Raw genomic sequence first — 19,748 nt, forward strand, 5'->3', positions numbered from 1 at the left:
GTGCCGAGCCGCCGCGTTGGCGCGCGCACCGGCCGCGATTGCCCGGCGCGGCCCATTGGACTACCATCGCGGCATGAAAGATGGCCCGAATATCGTCAACATCGCCGCGCTGATCGGCGACCACGCGCGTGCCGAGGTGCTGACCGCGCTGATGTCGGGCATGGCGCTCACCGCCACCGAGCTGGCCACGGCCGCCGGTGTCACCAAGCAGACCATCAGCGGCCACCTCGCCAAACTGGTGGACGCCGGCCTGCTGGCCGTCGAGTCCCAGGGACGGCACCGCTATTTCCGCCTGTCCGGCCCCGACGTGGCCGAACTGCTGGAGTCGATGATGGGCCTCGCTTTCCGCACCGGCGCCGTGCGCGTGCGAACCAGCCCGCGCGAGCCCGCGATGCGCAAGGCGCGCGTCTGCTATGACCATCTGGCCGGAGAACTGGGCGTGATGATGTATGAAGGCCTGGCCGCCCGCGGCGCCTTCGCCCTCGATGGCGCCGGCGTCGCGCTGACCGAGGCGGGCCGCGCCGCCCTGCACGACCTGGGTATCGAATCGGCGGAGCTGGGGCGCAGCAAGCGCCCCCTGTGCCGCACCTGCCTGGATTGGAGTGAGCGCCGCCATCACCTGGCCGGGGCACTGGGAGCCGCGCTGCTGGACCGCTTCCAGCAACTGGGCTGGGCGCGCCGCCAGCCGGATTCGCGGGTGGTGGCCTTTACTGAACCGGGAGAACGCGCGTTGCGCGCGTGGTGCGTGGGTTAGCCCTGCATGATGGCGGAAAGCTCCGCCGCGATCTGCTGCGCCAGCAGGTGGATGTGATACCCGTCCACGAAGCCATGGTGCGCCTGCACCGAGAACGGCACCAGCAGCCGGCCATCCGGTCCGTCCCTGAAACGCCCCCAGGCCAACGCCGGAATGTCCGGTGACGACACCGACGCCATCGGATGTTCGATGGCCGTCAAGTCCAGCCACGGCATGCAGGTGACGAACACCTGGTCTTTCCATTCGCGCGGCGACATCGCATGGTAGGTGTCGTTCAGCTCCGTCATCGCCTCGGCATGATCGCGCGCCGCAATGCTGCGGGCGACGAATTCCAGCAGGTCGTCCGACCACGCGAACTGCGCGAAGTTGAGGTCCTTGTTCTTGTTCACGACGGTGTACGACGGAATCAGCCGGTCGATGCAGATCACCTCGCCCTCGAATACCCGGTAGCGGAAATTCTCGATCTTGAGGATCGCGTTGGAGATGGCGTACAGCAGCACATGGAAGGGCGGCAGCCCCTGCGCCTTGCACCACGGCCGGAAGTCCGGCAGCTCCATGGTGAAGCTCAGGTTCACCGCCGGGCTTTCCATGGCGTTGAACAGGTCGAAGCGGTCGCGCCGTTGCTCGAAATTGTTCATATAATCACCTCCGCCCGCAGCGCACCGCGCAGCGAATTGCACACCACGATAGCGGAGGCGCGCTCGAACATGGCGCGCGTGACGACGGCCTCGCGCGCGTCCCACTCCGGGTCTTCCAGCATCAGCGCGCGCATCACGCCGGGCAGCACGCCCGCAGTCAGGGGCGGCGTCACCCAGCGGCCGTCCACTTGGACGAACACATTGCTGCGTCCCCCCTCGGCCAGCTCGTCGCGCTCATTGAAGAACACCATGTCGAAGGCGCCCTGGGCTTCGGCCTCCTTCCACGCCCCGTCGTAGCGCGCGCGGACGGTGGTCTTGTGGCGCTGGAAGATCTCGTCCGAGCGCACTGTCTCTTTCGCCACGATCAGCTGCACCGGCGTCGCCAGTGCCGCCAGCGGCCCGCTTTGCACCTGCAGGCTGCCATCGGCCTTGAGCGCCAGGCGCACCCGTGCCGGCTCGGTGAAGGCCGCGCAAGCCTCCGCCAGGCGCTCGCGCGCCGCCTGCAGGTCGAAGCGGAAGCCGAAGTACTGCGCCGAACGGGCCATGCGCGACAGATGCAGGTCGCGGTGGCGGCAGCCCGCGCTGTCGACGCGCATGGTCTCGAACAGTTCGAACTCGTTGCCCATCCCGGTCAGGAAGCTGGCCTTGAGCTGGCACTCGGCGAATTCGTCCCGCGCCACGCTGTCATGCACGATGCCCGCGCCCACGCCCATCTCGCCCGGCCGCACGCCGTTCACCGGTGCACCCAGCACCAGCGTGCGGATCGGAACGGACAGGCAGAAGTCGCCGACGGCGCCCGGCTGCGCAGGCGGATCGAACCAGCCGATCGCGCCGGTGTAGACGCCGCGCGGGGCTTTTTCCAGCTGCGCGATGATCTCCATGGTGCGCCGCTTGGGCGCCCCGGTGATCGAGCCGCAGGGGTACACGGCTCCGAAGATCTCTTCCAGCGTCACGCCGCTACGCAGCTGGCCCTCCACCGTGGATGTCATCTGCAGCACGGAGCTGTAGCGGTTCACGTCGAACAGGGCGGGCACCTGCACGCTCCCGGTCTCGCAGATGCGGCCCAGGTCATTGCGCAGCAGGTCCACGATCATCAAATTCTCGGCGCGGTTCTTTTCGTCATGTGCCAGCGCGGCCGCGCGGCGCGCGTTCTCGTCGTCCGCCTCGGTCGCGGGCGCCGTGCCTTTCATGGGCCGCGCAATCAGTGCGCCGCCGTCGTGGCGCACGAACAGCTCCGGCGACAGCGACAGCACAGCGCCGCCATCTGGCAGCGCCACCAGCGCGCCGTAAGGCACCGGCTGGCGCGAACGCAGGCGCGCGTACAGCGCGGGCAGGGTGCCGAAGGCATCGAACTGCAAGCGGAAGGTGTAGTTGACCTGGTAGGTGTCTCCAGCCGCGATGTACTCGCGGATGCGGCCAATGGCGTGCGTGAATTCGTCTTCGTCCACGTCCGCCGTCACCCGCGCGATGCCGGCCGGGGAGGGCATGTGATGGGTGCGCGCGGCCAGCCACTGCGTCACCTCGTACGCGGCCAGGTGCTCGCAGCGGTCGAACAGCAGCACCTGCGCCAGCGGCACGCGCGGCGCCTTGAAGGGAACGCCCTGCAGCGCGGCGCCCAGCTCGTACGCGAGCACCGGCACCGCGAACAAGCCGCGGTCCAGGGCGCGCTGCATCTGCGCCAGCACGGTCGGCCATTCGGCCAGCGATGCGCAGCGCAGCGTCGCCGTATGCCCCGTGTACAGGCGCGAACGAGCCTCCCCCTGCGGTCCGGGGCTGGCGTCATCCAGCAGCGCAAAACATTCGAAAGGGGCCATCGGAACCGCGTCAGTTCATGCCAGCAGCAGGGCCATTTGCAGGCCGGAGCCTTCGGTCGGGTTCTGCTTGAACCCCGTCTTGGCGAAGCGGTGCCAGCGCCCCACCACGTACGACACCAGCATGCTGGCGCGCGCGGCCACGTCGGCCTCCTGACCGTGGCCCTGCGTGACCGCGATCTTGAGTGCCTGGCGGAAGGCCATTTCCACCTTCTCGTAGAACTGGTTCATGCGCGCCTGCAGGCGGTCGTCTTCGCCGACCAGGGCATCGCCGATCAGCACTCGCGTCATGCCCGGGTTGTTGGCGGCGAAGGAGAGCAGCATCTGCAGCATGGCGTGGGCCTGGGCCAGGCCGCTGTCTTCGCGCTCGGCGATCTGGTTGAACAGGCCAAACACGCTGGACTCGATGAACTCCAGCAGGCCCTCGTACATTTGCGCCTTGCTGGCGAAGTGGCGGTACAGCGCCGCCTCCGACACGTCCAGCCGTGCCGCCAGCGCGGCGGTCGTGATCTTCTCGCCCTTGGGGTGTTCGAGCATCGCGGCCAACGCCTGGAGGATCTGCAGCTTGCGCTGGCCCGGCTTCGTGCTTGCCATGTTGTCCGTGTCGTAGTCGGTTGATAACAGGGTTTTGGATAACCCGATCAGCGCAGCCGGTGCAAGCGACCTGGCAGCTGCCGTACAGATTTTACTTTGACATCGACATAGCCGGGCTTTTTGCGCATCCGGGGCATTTTGGCCATCCCGATCGGATCGCTCATCCGCAGGTACTGCGTGACCCACACCGTGCGCATCCCGAGCGCCTTGGCTGCGCGCAGGTTGGCCAGCGTGTCCTCCACCAGCACGTAGCGGCGCGCGCTGCCGCCGTGGCGCGCAACCACCCGCCGCAGCATGGCCCTGGACGGCTTGGGCGCCAGTTCGCCGCGCACCCGCATGTTCTCGATGGCGATATGGCGCGTGAACTCGCGGTGCAGGCGCAGGTGGCGCAGCACTTCGCGCGAGTAGTGGCGCGGCGCGTTGGTGAGCAGGATCTTGGGGCCGGGCAGGCGGCGCAGCATCTTCGCCAGTCCGCGCTCGAAGCGCAGCAGCGATTGCAGCTCCCCCAGGTCGCTCAGGTCGTGGGTCTCGCGCAGGAAGTCGTCCGCGCGTACGCCGTGGTGCCGGATCATCCCGAGCAGGGTGGCGCCATAGCGCTTCCAGTACAGGGTGCGCGCGGCGTTGACCACTTCCGCGGGTGCGGGCGTGGTGCCGTCACCGAGCACGCGCGCCAGATAGACATTCATGCGTGCCGTGATGCCGGGGAAAACCGCGTGCGACGCGTTGTGCAGCGTGTTGTCGAGATCGAACAGCCAGATGGGCTGGGGCGGGGTATGATGCGGCACGTTTTTCAAATACATACGAATACAGACGAAATGCGCCGCAAGATTATCACGTTGTACCTCGCCCTGTTCGTCGTGCTGGCTGCTCCCGCGGCATGGGCGGACAACCGCGGTGCGCTGTTCAAGGTGCAGGCGGGCGGGCACACGCTGTACCTGTTCGGGACCATGCACGTGGGCCTGCCCTCGTTCTATCCGCTGGAGCCGCGCATCGAGCAGGCCATCGCCAGTGCGAATGAGGTGTCGCTGGAGGTGGACCCGGCCCAGGATCCGACGCTGGTCGGCCAGGCCATGGTGCGCTACGGCTTTCTCCCTTCCGGCAAAAAGCTGGAGGACATCCTGTCCGCGCCTGAGCGCGAACGGCTGGCCAAGGCCCTCAAGCAGGCCAACGTCGATCAGGCCACCGTCGCCATGTACAAGCCCTGGCTGGTGGCCACCATCCTGTCCCTGGGCGAATACACGGCGCAGGGCTACCGGCCCGACCTCTCGGTGGATACCTACGTGGCCGCGCAGGCGCGCAAGGCCAAGGTGCCGGTGCGCGAGCTGGAGTCGGTGTCCGCGCAGCTGGCGCTGTTCGACAGCCTCACGCCCGCGGAGCAGCGCAGCTTCCTGCTCGAGACGCTGGACGCCATGGAGAACGGCAAGCAGGCGCACGAAGTGAAGCAAGTGGTGGGCGCCTGGGCCGGTGCCGACCAGGCGGTGCTGGACGATATCGCGCGGCGCGCGGAAGAAGACGACACCGTCTCCGGCCGCTTCCTGCAGAAGGTGCTGATCGAAGGCCGCAACGGCACGCTGGCCGGCAAGCTCGCGGACCAGTTGGCGCGTGACAGCAGCAGCGTGGCGGCCATCGGCGTGCTGCATCTGGTGGGCCCCAAGGGCATTCCGGCGCTGATGCGCGCACGCGGATTGGCGGTGGAGCGGATCTACTGACCCGGCCCGCCGCGCACGGGCGAAAAAAAAGCTCCCGGCGGGAGCTTTTCTTCGGAATTGGTGCCCTTGACGTGGATTGAACACGTGGCCTCTCCCTTACCAAGGGAGTGCTCTACCACTGAGCTACAAGGGCAGTGTGCTGTGTTATCGCTAACGCACGCACAAAAAAAGGGACCGGATTCACGGTCCCGTTTTTTCAGTGAGACCGGATCATAGTGCCAAACGCCTGCTCGGTCAAGACTTCGAGCAACAGCGAGTGTTCGATGCGGCCATCGATGATGTGCACCGTGTTCACGCCCGACTTGGCGGCATCGAGGGCGGAGGAGATCTTCGGCAGCATGCCGCCGGAGATGGTGCCGTCGGCGAACATCTCGTCGATCTCGCGCGCGGAGAGGTCGGTGACCAGGTTGCCGTTCTTGTCCTGCACCCCGGCGATGTTGGTCATCATGATCAGCTTTTCGGCCTTCAGGATCTCGGCGATCTTCCCCGCCACCACGTCGGCGTTGATGTTGTAGGCCTGGCCATCCTGGCCGAAGCCGATCGGCGAAATGATCGGGATGAAGGCGTCGTCCTGCAGCGCCTTGACCACCGCCGGGTTGATCGCCTCGATCTCGCCGACGAAGCCGATGTCGAGGTACTCGCCCGGCTTCTCGCGGTCCGGCATGGCCATCTTGCGGGCGCGGATCAGGCCACCGTCCTTGCCGGTGAGGCCCACGGCCTGGCCGCCGTAGTGGTTGATCAGCATGACGATGTCCTGCTGGACCTCGCCGCCCAGCACCCACTCCACCACTTCCATGGTTTCTTCGTCGGTGATGCGCATGCCCTGCACGAAGTTGCCCTGCTTGCCGATCTTCTTGAGCGCGTTGTCGATCTGCGGACCGCCGCCGTGGACCACCACCGGGTTCATGCCGACGAGCTTGAGCAGGATGACGTCGCGGGCGAAACCGTGCTTGAGCTTCTCCTCGGTCATCGCGTTGCCGCCGTATTTGATGACGATGGTTTTGCCGTGGTAGTTGCGGATGTACGGCAGTGCCTCCGCCAGGATCTGGGCCTTGATCTGCGGGGAGACCGAGGCCAGGTCGTCGCTGGACTCAGGAGACAGTTTGTTCAGAGTGGTCATGGCGGGTCCGGAAAGAAAACAGGCGGAATTGTACGGCACGTCGCGTGCGTACGGGGGCATTATAGGGCGGAACCGGTTGTTTTTTCCGCGCGGTTCGGCTAGCTTGGACGGCCATGTCTGCGACCACCTCTTCCCCGGCCGGACTGCAGCGCTGCGGGCGCTGCGGGGCCGAATTGCACTGCGCCATGGCAGCGGGCGATGCCGCCCCCTGCTGGTGTACCGAGCTGCCGCCCGCCGTGCCCGTGCCCAGCGGCCCCACTGGCACGGGGGCCGCCGACGCCGCCTGCTGGTGCCGCGCCTGCCTCACCGCCCACATCGCCTCGCTCCAGCGCCCGCACGATTGATTCGCCTCTAGCGGGACGGCGTGTTCATTTCTAGAGTAGAGCCATGAACGCCGCACGCCTGACCGACTACGAGACCGATTTCGTTGCCTGGACTTCAGAACAGGCCGCCTTGCTGCGCGCTGGGAAGCTGAGCGATCTCGACCTCGAGCATATTGCTGAGGAGATCGAGGACTTGGGCCGACACTACAAGCGTGAACTGGGCAGCCGGCTGACGCAGTTGATCGCCCACTTACTCAAATGGCGTTACCAAAAACAACGGCGCTCGGCCAGTTGGATGCACACGATCCTCAATCAACGCCACGAAATCGAAGACGTTCTCAAAGACGCACCCAGCCTGCGCGTGCGCTTCACGAACGAGGACTGGATGGAGACCCAATGGCGCCGCGCGCGCAAGGAAGCACAGCGCGAATCGCACATCGCTGGTCTCCCGGACCGCCTGCCGTGGTCGGTCGCGCAAATCCTCGACGAAGATTTCCTGCCAGACTGACGCTCAGCGCGCGGTGCTGAAGAAGCGCAGCATTTCCCGGCTGGCGGAAGGGCCGGCGGCGTCGGTGTGGGAGCCGGCCGGGTCGCCACCGGACCAGGCGTGGCCCAGGCCGTGCACCAGCCAGTGCTCGGCGAACGGCACCGCATCTCCGCGCCGGTGCACCGTGCGGGTGTAGCGCCGCCCGCCGCCTTCGCCCGGCGCCGAGTCCTTGTCCATCGCCGCATGGGCCGTCTGCGCGATCACCTCGGCCGCGTTCACCGGGTGCACCATCTTGTCCTCGTCGCCGTGGAACACGATCACCGGCAGCGGTGTCCCCGCGGGCCGCGGCCGGGCGAAGCTGCCCTTCATGGCCGCCAGCGCCGTCGGCAGATCGTCCGCCGCCGCAAATGGCAGCCCCGAATGCACGCCCACCGCCGCAAACAGGTCCGGGTACAAGGTCCCCATGATGACCGCCATCGCACCCCCGGCCGACATCCCGGCCACGTAGACCCGGCCCGCATCGATGCGGTAGCGCCCCATGACCTCGCGCGCGATACCCGCGATGATGGACGGCTCGCCCTCGTCGCGCTTCTGGTCCAGCGCCGAGAACCAGTTCCAGCAACGCTGCGGATTGGCCTGTTCCGACTGCGCCGGATAGACCACCACGAACCCGTGTTCGTCCGCCAGCTCGTTCATGCGCGTGCCGCGCGCGAAGTCCTCCGGGTGCTGCGTGCAGCCGTGCAGCATCACCACCAGCGGCACCGCGCCCCGCCCGTCCTGCACCGCCGCCGGCACATACACCTTGTAGGTCCGCGCCCCGGCCGGCGCGGCAAAGTTGCCGTCGATGAAGGTGCCGGGCCGCGCGGCCTGCCGTTGCAGGCGGTCCAGCCATTTGCTGATCGTGTCCATCAATCCCATGTCCCCGGCCTCCGCCGTATTGCTGCGCTGTGTGAAGTCTGCTGCAGTGCGATAATACGTCTTTTTCCCTGTCGCCTTGCTTACACCATGAGCCCCGCGTTCCAGCCCGGCCTGCGCTTCGCATGGACCTACACCGTGCCCCCGCGCGCCACCGTGCCGCAGCTGTACCATGACACTCCGTTCTGCCTCGACATGCCCGACGTCCTGGCCACCGGCTACATGGTCGGCATGATGGAACTCGCGTGCGTGCACGGGATGATGCCCTACATGGACTGGCCCAACGAGCAAAGCCTCGGCATCAGCGTGTGCTTCCAGCACCTGGCACCCACGCCCCCCGGCATGACCCTGCGCATCGAAGGCGAAGTGCTGGAAGTGGACGGGCGCCGCGTCAAGTTCAAGGTCCAGGCCTGGGACAACGTGGACCGTATCTGCGAAGGCACCCACGAGCGCTTCGTGATCGACCCGGCGAAGTTCAACGCCAAGGTCGGCGAAAAACAGAAAAAGGCCGCGGCATGACACCGGAAGACATGCGCCCCGTGCCCTCGCCCTGCATCAACGTGTGCCAGATGGGCGAGGATGGGCTGTGCACCGGCTGCCTGCGCACCATCGACGAAATCGTGGCCTGGGGCAGCGCGAACGATGAGTACAAGCGCGGCGTGTGGGCCGAAATCCGCCGGCGCGAAGAACGCCTTTTCAAGTAATGGACCACATGCAGGACCCGATGCACACCGACGCGGGCGCCGAGTACCAGCTCCCCGCCCACATGCACATCTTCGAGCGTGGCTGGCTGTCCGCCAACAACGTGCTGTTCACCGGCCCGGACGAGACGGTGCTGGTCGACAGCGGCTACGTCACGCACGGCGCGCAAACGCTGGCGCTGGTGCGGCATGCGCTCGGCCCGCAGCGCAAGCTCGATCGCGTGCTGACCACCCACCTGCATTCGGACCACTGCGGCGGCAACGCGCTGCTGCAGCAGACCTTCGGCGCGCGCATCGCCGTGCCCGCGCCGGACCTCGCGCGCGTGCAGGCGTGGGACGAGGACCAGCTCAGTTTCCGCGCCACCGGCCAGCAATGCCCGCGCTTCACCGCGGACGAAGCGATCCAGCCCGGCACCGAGCTGCAGCTGGGCGGCCATTGCTGGCAGGCCCTGGCCGCGCCGGGGCACGAGGCGCATTCGCTGGTGTTCTGGTGCCCGTCCGAAGGCATCGTGATCTCGGCGGACGCGCTGTGGGAAAACGGTTTTGGCGTGGTCTTCCCCGAGCTGCAAGGCGAGCCGGGTTTCGACGAAGCCCGCGCCACGCTGGAACTGATCGGCAGCCTCGATGCGCGCCTGGCCATCCCCGGTCATGGCCGCCCGTTCACCGACGTGAAGGCTGCCGTGGGCCGCGCCCTTGCGCGCGCCGACTACCTCTCCGCCGACCCGGTGCGCAATGCGCAGAACGCGGTCAAGGTGATCCTCAAGTTCCTGCTGCTGGAGCGCCAGCGCATGCCGCTGGCCGAGGTGGCGGAGCTGTTCCGTACCACGCCGCTGTTTGTCACCGCGCGCGAACGCTTCTTCAAGCAGGACGCGCAGGAGCTCGCGGACTGGGTGGTGTGGTCGCTGCGCCGCGCCGGCGCCGCCAAGGTGGAAGAGGGCGTGCTGGTGAACCGCGATTTCTAGAGTCTTCCTTCCGCACGACCGTACTTTTCCGACTCTATAATGGCCAGACCATCTTCTGAAAGGTCCGTTCCATGGCGCTTCCCCGTGTCCTCTCCGGCCTGACCCTGCCGGTCATCGCCTCGCCGATGTTCATCGCGTCCGGCCCCGCGCTGGTCGCCGCGCAGTGCAAGGCCGGCATCGTCGGCTCGTTCCCGGCGCTGAACGCCCGTCCCGCCGAGATGCTCGATACCTGGCTGACGGACCTGCAGCGCGAGCTGGCGGAGCACAAGGCCGCCCACCCCGAGGCCGTGATCGGCCCGATCGCCGTGAACCAGATCGTGCACCAGTCGAACGACCGGCTCGCGCACGATGTCGAAGTGTGCGTGCGGCACCAGGTCCCGATTATCATCTCCTCGCTGCGCGCGCCGCCGCCGGAGATGCTGGACGCGATCCATGCCTACGGCGGCATCGTGCTGCACGACGTGATCTCGATCCGCCATGCCGAAAAGGCGCTGGAGGCGGGCGTGGATGGCCTGATCCTCGTCGCCGCGGGCGCTGGCGGCCATGCGGGCACGCTGTCGCCGTTCGCGCTGGTGGGCGAAGTGCGCAAGTTCTTCGACGGCCCGCTCGCGCTGTCCGGCGCCATCGCCAGTGGCGACGCGATCCTGGCCGCCCAGGCCATGGGCGCGGACCTTGCCTACATCGGCTCGCGCTGGCTGGCCACGCAGGAGGCCAACGTCAGCGACGACTACCGCAGCGCGATCGTCGATTCGGCCGCGGCGGACATCGTCTACACCAACCTGTTCACCGGCGTGCACGGCAACTACCTCAAGAAGTCCATCCTCGCTGCCGGCCTGGACCCCGACAACCTGCCGGTGGCCGACAAATCCAAGATGAACTTCGGCTCCGGCGGCAACACCGGCGCCAAGGCCTGGCGCGACATCTGGGGCGCCGGCCAGGGCGTGGGCCTGATGGACGACGTGCCCACGGTCGCCGAGATGGTGCAACGCCTGCTGCGCGAATACGCCGCCGCCCGCGCCCGCCTCGCGCTGGGCTGACCGCAGCGGCCGCAAAACGGGACCGGTCCGAGACGACCGGTCTAATTTATTGCTATGCTAGCGGCATGAACTCCGCTGCCACTTCCGCTCCCCCAGGCCAGACCGACGTCCGCCAGCACATCCTGGACGTCGCCTATCCTCTGTTCCTGCACAAGGGCTTCACTGCCGTCGGCCTGGCCGAGGTGCTGGCCGCCGCCCGTGTGCCCAAGGGCTCGTTCTACCACTACTTCGGCTCCAAGGAAGCGTTCGGGGAAGCCGTCATCGACGAGTACTTCACCGTCTACCTGGGCCAGGTGGATGCCCTCCTGAACGCCCCCGGCAGCGCGGCCCAGCGCTTGCTGAGCTACTTCCGCTTCTGGCTCGAATCCCAGACCGGCGCCGAGGCGCAAAGCCGCTGCCTGATGGTCAAGCTGGGCGCCGAGGTATGCGACCTGTCCGACTCCATGCGCGGGGCGCTCGAACGCGGCACCCGCGGCGTCACCGAGCGGCTGGCGCGCTGCATCGCGCAGGGCCAGGCGGACGGCTCGCTGCCCGGCGTGGCCGCGGCCCAGCCCTGGGACAGCGCTGTGCTGCTGTACCAGACCTGGCTCGGCGCCAGCCTGCTGGCCAAGATCTCGCGCCAGCGCGGTCCGCTGGACACGGCGCTGGCCGCAACCCGCCAGCTGCTCGGCATCGCCGTCTAGCCACGGCAGGGACCTCCCTGCCTTATTTGCCCGGCGACTAGACGACCGGTCTAATAGTTTGAAATTGCAGTCCAACCGTAGTGCATCGAACAAGGAGAACCACATGCCTGACCTGACCCCCGCCCACAATCGCCGCATCGTCCTCGCCGCCCGTCCGCAAGGCCTGCCGCAGCCCGGCGACTTCCGCCTGGAACACGCGCCCATCCCCGAACCGCAGGAGGGGCAAGTACTGCTGCACACCGAGTACCTGTCCCTCGACCCCTACATGCGCAATCTGATGGACGAGATCGGGCCCGGCTACGCGCCCTCCGTGGAGCTGGGCGGGGTGATGCCCGGCGGGACGGTCAGCCGCGTGGTCAAGTCGCGCCACCCGGACTGGCGCGAGGGCGGCCTGGTGCTGGCCGGCGCAGGCTGGCAGGACTACGCCGTGGCCGATGGCGCAAGCCTGATGTCGCTGGACGGGATGGACCGGCCGTCGCTGGCGCTGGGCGGCCTCGGCATGCCCGCCTTCACCGCGCACGTCGGTCTGCTCGATATCGGCCAGCCGCAGCCCGGGGAGACAGTGGTGGTGGCCGCGGCGACCGGCGCGGTCGGCGCGATGGTCGGCCAGATCGCAAAGCTCAAGGGCGCGCGCGTGGTCGGTATCGTGGGCGGAGCGGACAAGCGCCGCTACGCGCTCGAGGAGCTGGGCTTCGACGCCACCATCGACCGGCACGACCCCGGTTTTGCGCGCCAGCTGGCGGAAGCCTGCCCGGACGGCATCGACGTCTACTTTGAAAACGTCGGCGGCGCGGTGCTGCTGGCCGTGCTGCCGCTGCTGAACCTCAACGCCCGCATGCCGGTGTGCGGCTTCATCGCCCACTACAACGGCGGCGCGGACTTGCCGGTGGCTGAGCAGGACCATCTGCCGCAGCTGCTGGCCACCGTGCTGCAGAAGCGCGTGCGCATGCAGGGCTTCATCATCCTGGACCACTACGGGCCGCGCTTCGACGCCTTCCAGCGCGAGATGAGTGCGTGGCTCGCGGCAGACCGCATCAAGGTGCGCGAGGATGTGGTGCAAGGCCTGGAGCACGCGCCAGACGCCTTCACCGGTCTTCTCCAGGGGCGCAACTTCGGCAAGCTGGTGGTGAAGGTGGCTTAAGGACACGTGGCCGCGTTGCGTGCGGGGCCACTAAACACCGGCGAAATCGGGCGTGCGCCAGCGCGGGTGCGCGCCGTCGGGCTACAATGCGGGTCTTCGCAGGAACGCCGCAGGACATCCCCATGACCGCACGCACGCTCTTGGCGCTGGTCGCCAGCACCGCTTGTTCGGCCTATGCCGCCGACATCCCCGCCGTTGCCAACCCGAATGCCCCGCTCACGGTGGCGCTGCCGGCCAGCCTGGCCGAGGGCGGCTGGTTCACGTCCGCGGAACTGGGGGCCATCACCACCAGCGGCAATACCTCCGGTACTTCGGTGAGCGGCAAGATCGACGCCCGTCACGAGACGCCCGACTGGAGCAACGAGTACATCGCCAGTGGCTTCTTCAAGGAAGACGACGTCACCGACGAACATGGCCAGCGCCACAGCCAGCGCGCCGCCGAGCGCTGGGCGCTGTCGGCCAAGGCGGCCTACAAGCTGCTGGGGGAGGGCAAGCGCGCCTTCGTTCTCGGCTCGTACGTGAACGACAAGTTCGGCGCCTACACCACCTATTCCAGCCTGGCGGTCGGCCATGGCGCGCAGTGGTACAAATCGGACGACAAGACGCTCGACGTGGAACTGGGCCCAGGCTACTTCCGTGGCCAGCGCGCGGGCACCGAGGATACCGAGAGCGGCCTCACGGTGCGCGGCGCGGCCCAGTTCAAGTGGGCGCTCAGTGCCTCGGCGTGGTTCGTGCAGACGCTCAGCGTGGAGCGCGGCACGTCCAACATGCACTCGATCGGCGAGACCTCGCTGACCACCAAGATCAACGACACTATGCAGCTGAAGGCCGGGTTCTCGGCCCGCAACGACACCAACGTCCCGGCGGACAAGAAGAATACGGATACCCAGACGTCGCTGACGGTGGTGTACTCGTTCTGAACCTGCGGAGATCAGGTCAGGCCGCGCCGGAGCTCTTCAGGTCTTCCGGCCGGATCGCCCACAGGCCGGGCAGGTTGCGCCAGTAGCCATAAGCATCCATGCCGTAGCCGACCACGAAGCTGTTGGGGATCGTGAGGCCAGTGATATCCGCGGTGATCGGCTTGGTGCGCTGCAGGTCCTTGTCCGCAAACACCGCCACCACCACTTCCCTGGCGCCCATGTCGAGCAGCCTTTGCTTCACGTGGGCCAGCGTTTCGCCTTCGTCGAGGATATCGTCCAGCACGATCACCGTGCGGCCCGAGACCGTGGGGCGCGGGATCACTTTCCACACCACGCGCCCGCCCTGGTCCTCGTCCCCGTAGCGGGTGACGTGGATGTAGTCGAATTCGAGCGGGAAGGTCAGCTGCGGTAGCAACTGGCCCGTGAAGACGACGGCGCCGCCCATCACGGACAGCACCAGCGGGAAGGTGGTTTCGCCGGTCCGGTCGTAGCGCTCGTTCAGCCAGCCGGCCACGCGCCGCACGGCCGCCTGCACGGCGTTGTGGTCGAAGATCTCCGTGGCCCCCGCCAGCAGTTCGCGCGCCCGGCGGTGGTGGAATTCCTGAAAGGTGGGGTCTTGATGTTCCATCAGCAAATTATGGCAAAAAGCGGGACGGGTGGGCGTACGCGATGTGGTGTGAGCGCTACTCGCGCCGCTCCTCACTGTCGAGCGCACGGACCGTGATGACGATGACGCTGATGGCCGGGCCGCCATCGTCCAGTGTGACGGCGGGCGTCTCGCGGTCGGGCGGTGGGGCCACCATGCGCGGGCCGAGCGTGGGCCGGCGCCGGGCGCCGGGAGCGGGGAGGTCCCACGCCACCGTGGGCGAGGCAAGAAAGCTCATGATGGCCGAGGTATTCACGCGCCGCTGGCCGCCGTAGCCCGCCATGATCACGTGGCCGTAGTCGCCCAGCAGGTCCCAGACCATGCGCGACCATTCGCAGCCTTTCAGCTGGTCGCGGTCATTGAGCGTGCGCCCGATCGCCTGCGCCACTGCGGCGCGCTGGATGGCGTGCACGATGCCGGTCGGCGGCCGGATGCGCGGAGAAGACGATGACGGCGGCCAGCCGACCAGGTAGGGCGCCCAGTACCATGCCGAGCTCCAGCTCAGCTCTTTCGGGATCAGCACGTATCGCGCACAATCCTTCATGCCTGTAAGCGCCCCGCCCAGGGTGTAGGCACCGATGCGCGCACCCGCGCTGCGACCCGTGTCGCGGTACAGCTCCAGCGGCTCGCCGCGGTCCAGGTTTTCCAGCAGCAGGCGCTCCTTCCTGGTCGAGGCGCCGGACGGTAGCCGGTCATGCTTGCGCGCGATCTTGGCTTGCAGGAGGAGGCCGGAGCGCGCCGTCACCGCCCCGCCGGTGTCGTACTCCTGCAGGATGAACAGCAGGTCCGCCAGCTCGCAAGCGACACTGCGGCCACCGGTGGCGAGCGCGCTGGCCTGCGGCGTGCCGTCGATCCAGACCGATTGCAGGGACACCGCAGCAGGACGGCCCGCGAGGGTGAGCGCCCGCGCGGTGGCCTGGGCCAGCTCGCTCAGGGCATATTCGGAATGCAGGTAAGCCAGGAACCAGCGCTCCTGCGAAGGCCAGCCGGACAGCCCAAAGTCCCGCCGCCGCGCGCGGAACTTGTGCCAGGAGAAGGCTTCGGTGACGGCCTTGCGGGTGAGCGTGTCGTGCATGAGCGGACCCTCCGTCGGTGGCAGTGCACGCAGAGGGCCGCCCGGGGGGGCGGGCTCCCGTCAGGCGCCGCCGTTGATTTCGCGCTGCTGCTTTTTGGTCAGTTTCGAAAACACCAGTTCCCACGAGCGGCGCAGCAGCTCGGCCGCCTCCTTGTCGCTGAGCGCCTTGCGGCCCTGGACCTGCACCCATTTCACCCGCGCCAGGTAAGGCGCCGGAATGATGCCCTCGCGGTCGGTCAGCTCCAGGAAGCGGTCGTCGTCCACCTTGAAGCTGACCGCATCCGGGTTGTCGGCCGCCAGGCAGGCGAACATCTTGCCGCCGACCGAGAACACCAGGTCCGCGCCCCATTTGATGTCTTCCGTGGCGCCGGGCAGCGAACGGCAGAGCGTCTTCACCTTGTCGTAATCCATCCTGTGCTCCTGTGGCTGTATGATGCGACATTGATTATCGATTCGTCATCGGAAGAGTATCGTATGCCGCCCCTCGACAACAACCAGGACCGCGCCGGCCGCCTGGCCGACCTGCGCGCGGCCATGCGCCGCGAAGGCATCGACGCCTTCGTGGTCCCATCCTCCGACCCGCACCTGTCCGAGTACCTGCCCGCGCGCTGGAAAGGGCGCGAATGGCTGAGTGGTTTTTCGGGCTCGGTCGGCACGTTCATCGCGACCCAGGAGTTTGCAGGCGTCTGGACTGACGCGCGCTATTGGGAGCAGGCCGAGGCCGAGCTGGCGGGCAGCGGTGTCCAGCTGATGAAAATCCCGTCCGGCGCCAGCGTCATCTGGATCGACTGGCTGGCCGCGACCCTGCAGCCCGGCCAGACTGCGGCTCTGGATGCGCGGGTGCTGGGCCTCGCGACCATGCGCCAGCTGGACCTGGCGCTGACGACGCGCGGCATCAAGCTGCGCACCGATACCGACCTGCTGGACCACGTGTGGGGCCAGCGCCCTGAGCTGCCCGCCGACCCGGTGTACGAGCACCAGTCGCCGCATTCGACGCTGTCGCGCGCCGACAAGCTGGCCGCCACCCGCGCCGAGATGGCACGCCTGGGTGCGAGCTACCACTTCATCTCCACGCTGGACGATATTGCTTACCTGTTCAACCTGCGCGGCGCGGACGTGAATTACAACCCGGTGTTCCTGGCCCACGCCCTCGTCGGCCCGCGTGACGCGACCCTGTACGTCGGCGGCGGCAAGCTGCCGGGCGAAGTGGAAGCGCGGCTGGCGGAAGATGGCGTGCGCCTGGCGCCGTATGCGGATGCGGCCCAGGCCTTGGGCGCGCTGCCCGCCGGTGCGGTGCTGCTGGCGGACCCGCGCCGCATCACGGCGGGGATGCGCGCCGCCGTGGCGCCGGGCGTCAAGGTGGTGGAGGCGGTCAACCCGACCACCTTTGCGAAGTCCCGCAAGACGGATGACGAAGCCCGCCACGTGCGCGCCACCATGGAGCAGGACGGGGCCGCGCTGTGCGAATTTTTCGCGTGGCTTGAGCCGCTGCTGGACGATCCGCAGCGCCCGCGCCTGACCGAACTCGATATCGACGCCCACATCACCGCGGCCCGCGCGCGCCGTGAAGGCTTTGTATGCCCCAGCTTTGGCACCATCGCGGGCTTCAACGCCAATGGCGCCATCATGCACTACCGTGCCACGCCACACGCGCACGCGGTGATCGAAGGGGAAGGCCTGCTGTTGATCGATTCGGGCGGCCAGTACCTGGGCGGCACCACCGACATCACCCGCGTAGTCCCGGTGGGCACGCCATCCGCAGACCAGAAGCGCGACTTCACGCTGGTGCTGAAGGGGACGATCGCGCTGTCGTCGGCGGTGTTCCCGCGAGGGACCAAGTCGCCGATGCTGGATGCGCTGGCGCGCGCGCCATTGTGGGCCGCAGGCATGGACTATGGCCACGGCACCGGCCATGGCGTGGGCTACTTCCTCAACGTGCACGAGGGGCCGCAGTCGATCTCCCCGAGCACCCCGCCGGACCCGCACACCGCCATGGAGCCGGGCATGATCACGTCCGTGGAGCCGGGCCTGTACAAGCCGGGGCGCTACGGCATCCGCATCGAGAACCTGGTGCTCAACGTGCCGTTCCAGACCACGGAGTTCGGCGAGTTCCTGCGTTTCGAGACACTGACGCTGTGCCCCATCGACACGCGCTGCCTGGACCTGTCCATCATGCGGCCGGACGAAGTGGCGTGGCTTAACGCCTACCACGAGACGGTGCGCGCGCGCCTGGCGCCGCACGTGTCGGGGGCAGCGCTGGCCTGGCTGCAGCGCCGCACGGAGGCTGTGTAATGGCGACCGGGGTACGCTCCACGCGGGCCAGCGCCGCAGTCGAACGGCTGAAGGAACGCACCGGCCACAAGGGCTATTCGATGACGCGCACCGGTGAGGGCCTGTTCTCGCTCAGCGAAAAGCCCGGTGGCCCGGCCCTGTGTCCGCCGCTTGAGCTGGACGCGTTCGTCGAATTCGTGAACAAACTCGGGCCGCAGAAGGTCCAGCGCATCAGCAAGAACGATGCGGCATTCGAGAAGCAGCTGGTGAAGAAGAAGTCTCCGTAACGAGGTCACTCCGCGAAAGGACCACCCATGCTTGACGCGCTGGCAGCCTACTGGCGAACGCCCGAACTGGCGACCAATGGACTCATCATCCTCAACCTGTTCGGCGCGCTCCTTCTGGGGCTGCTGGTCGGGTATGAACGGGCCTATCACGGGCGTGCGGCGGGGATGCGGACCTACGGGCTGGTGTGCATGGCCTCGTGCGCGCTGACGGTCATTGGCGGCTATCCGGGGTTCTGGTTCGGCGGGCATGGGACCGGCGTGATCCCGCTGGCGGATACCACGCGCATCGTGCAGGGCATCGTCACTGGTATTGGCTTTCTTGGCGCGGGCGTGATCGTGCGCGAAGGCTTCACCATCAGCGGCCTCACCACGGCGGCCTCGATCTGGTCGTCGGCGGTCACCGGCGTGCTAGTGGGCGTCGGCTTCTATCTCGCGGCCATCGGGCTGGCGCTGTGCAGCGCGGGGATCATGATCTACCTGTCGCGTATCGAGGCGTGGCTGCCTTCACGGCATGCGATTGCGATCACGCTGCGCTTCACGCCGGGTTTCGTGCCGAAGGAAGATAACGTGCGGCGCATGGCGCTGGAGCGCGGGTATGAGGTGGCGGGTGGCACGCTGTCCATCTCCAGCAGCAACGGACAGCAGGAGTGGCGCTTCGTGGCGCTGGCGCTCACGCGGCACAGCGGGGCGCCGATTTCCAGCGTGGCGCAGGAGCTGGATGGCATAGACGGCGTAGCGAGTTACCAGCTGACGCGGGCGCGCAACTGACATCGCGAGGACAACATTCATGACTTCACAGGACGTACTGGATTTCTGGTTTGGGCCGCAGGATGGGCCGGAGTACGGCAAGGCGCGGCGCGAGTGGTTCGTCAAGGACGCCGCCTTTGATGCCCAGATCCGCGCGCGCTTTGGGGCACTGATCGACCAGGCCATCAACGGCGGGCTGCGTGAGTGGGACGTCGAGGGCGCGCGCGGGGTGCTCGCACGGATCATCGTGCTGGACCAGTTCACGCGCAATGCCTTCCGCGACACGCCGCGCTCCTTCGAGGGGGATGTGCTGGCGCTGGGTGCCGCGCAGAAGCTGGTCGAATTCGGGGCGGACCGGGAGCTGCTGCCGGTCGAGTGCTGGTTTGCCTACATGCCCTTCGAGCATTCGGAGGATGGGGCGATGCAGGAGAAGTCGGTGACGCTGTTCACAGCCCTCTCGGAGGAGCAGCCGGGGTTCGAAGAAGCGCTCGATTATGCGCACCGGCACCGCGGGGTGATCGCGCGGTTCGGGCGCTTCCCGCATCGGAACGAGATCCTGGGGCGCAATTCGACTGAGGAGGAAGTGGAGTTCCTCAAGCAGCCCGGCTCGCGGTTCTGAGGTGGCGGTGGCACGCACCCTGAACATTGTCGGCGCCGGCCACGTCGGCCGCACTCTCGGCCGCCTGTTCGCCCGCAGCGGCGCGTTCATCGTGCAGGATGTGCTGACGCGCTCCGCCGAGACGGCGGAGGAAGCGGTGGCCTTCATGACGGAAGGCGTGCCTGCGGAGCCGGCGAACGGCCTGCAGGACGGGAGCCGCGCCAGCGCGTCACAGCCAACCAGCGCCAAGACAAGTGCCGGGATGGCGGCCCGCCGCAGCGGCGGCGCGGCGGATGCCGCCGGGATGGCGCTGGCGGCGAGCGTGCAGG

General features: G+C 67.6%; 24 protein-coding genes, 1 tRNA gene and 1 pseudogene. 16 read left to right on the forward strand and 10 right to left on the reverse strand.

The features are described 5' to 3' along the window. The coding region (locus E4L96_RS15560; RefSeq protein WP_307721648.1) for an ArsR/SmtB family transcription factor at nt 1-754 on the forward strand (754 nt) is incomplete at its 5' end. Here E4L96_RS15560 and E4L96_RS15565 read toward each other — a convergent pair. The 4 genes from E4L96_RS15565 to E4L96_RS24405 are packed head-to-tail and all read right to left on the reverse strand — an operon-like array spanning nt 751 to nt 4,597. Next, nucleotides 751-1,392, reverse strand: coding sequence for a CatA-like O-acetyltransferase (locus E4L96_RS15565; protein WP_135208135.1), 642 nt, complete (start codon nt 1,390-1,392; stop codon nt 751-753). The two genes, E4L96_RS15560 and E4L96_RS15565, sit on opposite strands and share 4 nt — an antisense overlap. Beyond that, nucleotides 1,389-3,206 (reverse strand): aminodeoxychorismate synthase component I, encoded by a 1,818-nt coding sequence (pabB, locus tag E4L96_RS15570; RefSeq protein ID WP_135208136.1) that lies wholly within the window; start codon nt 3,204-3,206, stop codon nt 1,389-1,391. The genes E4L96_RS15565 and pabB overlap by 4 nt, the downstream gene beginning before the upstream one ends. Before the next feature lie 15 nt (nt 3,207-3,221). Continuing rightward, the gene (gene slmA, locus E4L96_RS15575; RefSeq protein WP_135208137.1) at nt 3,222-3,797 is read right to left on the reverse strand and encodes a nucleoid occlusion factor SlmA; all 576 of its coding nucleotides are present in this window, start codon (nt 3,795-3,797) and stop codon (nt 3,222-3,224) included. Between the two features lie 47 nt (nt 3,798-3,844). After that, nucleotides 3,845-4,597: an HAD-IA family hydrolase gene (locus E4L96_RS24405; protein ID WP_370660751.1), complete on the reverse strand. Its 753-nt coding sequence runs from the start codon at nt 4,595-4,597 to the stop codon at nt 3,845-3,847. Between the two features lie 15 nt (nt 4,598-4,612). Here E4L96_RS24405 and E4L96_RS24410 point away from each other — a divergent pair, with 15 nt between their 5' ends. Then, nucleotides 4,613-5,506, forward strand: a complete 894-nt coding sequence (locus tag E4L96_RS24410) for a TraB/GumN family protein (RefSeq protein WP_229414521.1) — start codon at nt 4,613-4,615, stop codon at nt 5,504-5,506. A 58-nt stretch (nt 5,507-5,564) separates the two neighbouring features. Here E4L96_RS24410 and E4L96_RS15585 read toward each other — a convergent pair. Next, nucleotides 5,565-5,639 (reverse strand) — tRNA-Thr (locus E4L96_RS15585). Nucleotides 5,640-5,702: 63 nt separating this feature from the next. Next, nucleotides 5,703-6,626, reverse strand: a complete 924-nt coding sequence (gene argB, locus E4L96_RS15590) for an acetylglutamate kinase (protein ID WP_135208139.1) — start codon at nt 6,624-6,626, stop codon at nt 5,703-5,705. A gap of 113 nt (nt 6,627-6,739) precedes the next feature. On the opposite strand from argB, the gene E4L96_RS15595 reads away from it, so the two are divergent. Both E4L96_RS15595 and E4L96_RS15600 read left to right on the forward strand, forming a co-directional pair. Beyond that, nucleotides 6,740-6,970: a cysteine-rich CWC family protein gene (locus tag E4L96_RS15595; protein WP_229414523.1), complete on the forward strand. Its 231-nt coding sequence runs from the start codon at nt 6,740-6,742 to the stop codon at nt 6,968-6,970. Nucleotides 6,971-7,013: 43 nt separating this feature from the next. Further along, nucleotides 7,014-7,457, forward strand: coding sequence for a DUF29 domain-containing protein (locus tag E4L96_RS15600; protein WP_135208140.1), 444 nt, complete (start codon nt 7,014-7,016; stop codon nt 7,455-7,457). A gap of 3 nt (nt 7,458-7,460) precedes the next feature. Here the strand turns inward: E4L96_RS15600 and E4L96_RS15605 are convergent, their stop codons facing one another. Continuing rightward, nucleotides 7,461-8,354, reverse strand: coding sequence for an extracellular catalytic domain type 1 short-chain-length polyhydroxyalkanoate depolymerase (locus tag E4L96_RS15605; RefSeq protein ID WP_229414525.1), 894 nt, complete (start codon nt 8,352-8,354; stop codon nt 7,461-7,463). 87 nt (nt 8,355-8,441) lie between these two features. Between E4L96_RS15605 and E4L96_RS15610 the strand changes: the two genes are divergently transcribed. The 7 genes from E4L96_RS15610 (at nt 8,442) to E4L96_RS15640 (ending at nt 13,795) form a co-directional block, all read left to right on the forward strand. After that, complete coding sequence (locus E4L96_RS15610) at nt 8,442-8,870, forward strand: thioesterase family protein (RefSeq protein ID WP_135208142.1); 429 nt, start codon at nt 8,442-8,444, stop codon at nt 8,868-8,870. Continuing rightward, nucleotides 8,867-9,055 carry a DUF1289 domain-containing protein gene (locus tag E4L96_RS15615; protein ID WP_135208143.1) on the forward strand — a complete coding sequence of 63 codons (189 nt, stop codon included), beginning with the start codon at nt 8,867-8,869 and terminating at the stop codon, nt 9,053-9,055. Before E4L96_RS15610 ends, E4L96_RS15615 begins: the two co-directional genes overlap by 4 nt. Continuing rightward, a complete protein-coding gene (locus E4L96_RS15620) occupies nt 9,055-10,014 on the forward strand; it encodes an MBL fold metallo-hydrolase (RefSeq protein ID WP_307721649.1) in 960 nt (319 codons plus the stop codon). Before E4L96_RS15615 ends, E4L96_RS15620 begins: the two co-directional genes overlap by 1 nt. 71 nt (nt 10,015-10,085) lie before the next feature. Beyond that, a complete protein-coding gene (locus E4L96_RS15625; protein WP_135208144.1) occupies nt 10,086-11,051 on the forward strand; it encodes an NAD(P)H-dependent flavin oxidoreductase in 966 nt (321 codons plus the stop codon). A gap of 65 nt (nt 11,052-11,116) precedes the next feature. Next, nucleotides 11,117-11,734 (forward strand): TetR/AcrR family transcriptional regulator, encoded by a 618-nt coding sequence (locus E4L96_RS15630; protein ID WP_135208145.1) that lies wholly within the window; start codon nt 11,117-11,119, stop codon nt 11,732-11,734. Nucleotides 11,735-11,837: 103 nt separating this feature from the next. Then, the gene (gene curA, locus E4L96_RS15635; protein ID WP_135208146.1) at nt 11,838-12,875 is read left to right on the forward strand and encodes an NADPH-dependent curcumin/dihydrocurcumin reductase; all 1,038 of its coding nucleotides are present in this window, start codon (nt 11,838-11,840) and stop codon (nt 12,873-12,875) included. Nucleotides 12,876-12,997: 122 nt separating this feature from the next. Further along, nucleotides 12,998-13,795, forward strand: coding sequence for a DUF481 domain-containing protein (locus E4L96_RS15640; protein ID WP_135208147.1), 798 nt, complete (start codon nt 12,998-13,000; stop codon nt 13,793-13,795). Nucleotides 13,796-13,811: 16 nt separating this feature from the next. On the opposite strand, the gene E4L96_RS15645 is transcribed toward E4L96_RS15640, so the two are convergent. From E4L96_RS15645 to E4L96_RS15655, 3 genes are read right to left on the reverse strand one after another with little or no spacing between them, the layout of a single operon-like run. After that, nucleotides 13,812-14,423: a hypoxanthine-guanine phosphoribosyltransferase gene (locus E4L96_RS15645; protein ID WP_135208148.1), complete on the reverse strand. Its 612-nt coding sequence runs from the start codon at nt 14,421-14,423 to the stop codon at nt 13,812-13,814. A 55-nt stretch (nt 14,424-14,478) separates the two neighbouring features. Then, nucleotides 14,479-15,516, reverse strand: coding sequence for a hypothetical protein (locus E4L96_RS15650; protein WP_135208149.1), 1,038 nt, complete (start codon nt 15,514-15,516; stop codon nt 14,479-14,481). A gap of 60 nt (nt 15,517-15,576) precedes the next feature. Further along, on the reverse strand, nt 15,577-15,927 hold the full coding sequence (locus E4L96_RS15655) for an MmcQ/YjbR family DNA-binding protein (protein WP_135208150.1): 351 nt from the start codon (nt 15,925-15,927) through the stop codon (nt 15,577-15,579). A gap of 63 nt (nt 15,928-15,990) precedes the next feature. On the opposite strand from E4L96_RS15655, the gene E4L96_RS15660 reads away from it, so the two are divergent. From E4L96_RS15660 to E4L96_RS15680, 5 genes and pseudogenes are all read left to right on the forward strand, one after another. Next, nucleotides 15,991-17,808, forward strand: coding sequence for an aminopeptidase P family protein (locus tag E4L96_RS15660; protein WP_135208151.1), 1,818 nt, complete (start codon nt 15,991-15,993; stop codon nt 17,806-17,808). Beyond that, nucleotides 17,808-18,074 (forward strand): hypothetical protein, encoded by a 267-nt coding sequence (locus E4L96_RS15665; RefSeq protein WP_135208152.1) that lies wholly within the window; start codon nt 17,808-17,810, stop codon nt 18,072-18,074. Before E4L96_RS15660 ends, E4L96_RS15665 begins: the two co-directional genes overlap by 1 nt. Before the next feature lie 27 nt (nt 18,075-18,101). Beyond that, nucleotides 18,102-18,842 (forward strand): MgtC/SapB family protein, encoded by a 741-nt coding sequence (locus E4L96_RS15670; protein WP_135208153.1) that lies wholly within the window; start codon nt 18,102-18,104, stop codon nt 18,840-18,842. 19 nt (nt 18,843-18,861) lie between these two features. After that, nucleotides 18,862-19,440 (forward strand): DUF924 family protein, encoded by a 579-nt coding sequence (locus E4L96_RS15675; RefSeq protein ID WP_135208154.1) that lies wholly within the window; start codon nt 18,862-18,864, stop codon nt 19,438-19,440. Nucleotides 19,441-19,447: 7 nt separating this feature from the next. Next, nucleotides 19,448-19,748 (forward strand): annotated as a pseudogene (locus E4L96_RS15680) (Rossmann-like and DUF2520 domain-containing protein); the annotation flags it as partial.

This window comes from Zemynaea arenosa (genome assembly GCF_004614185.1).
Taxonomy (GTDB): domain Bacteria; phylum Pseudomonadota; class Gammaproteobacteria; order Burkholderiales; family Burkholderiaceae_D; genus Telluria; species Telluria arenosa.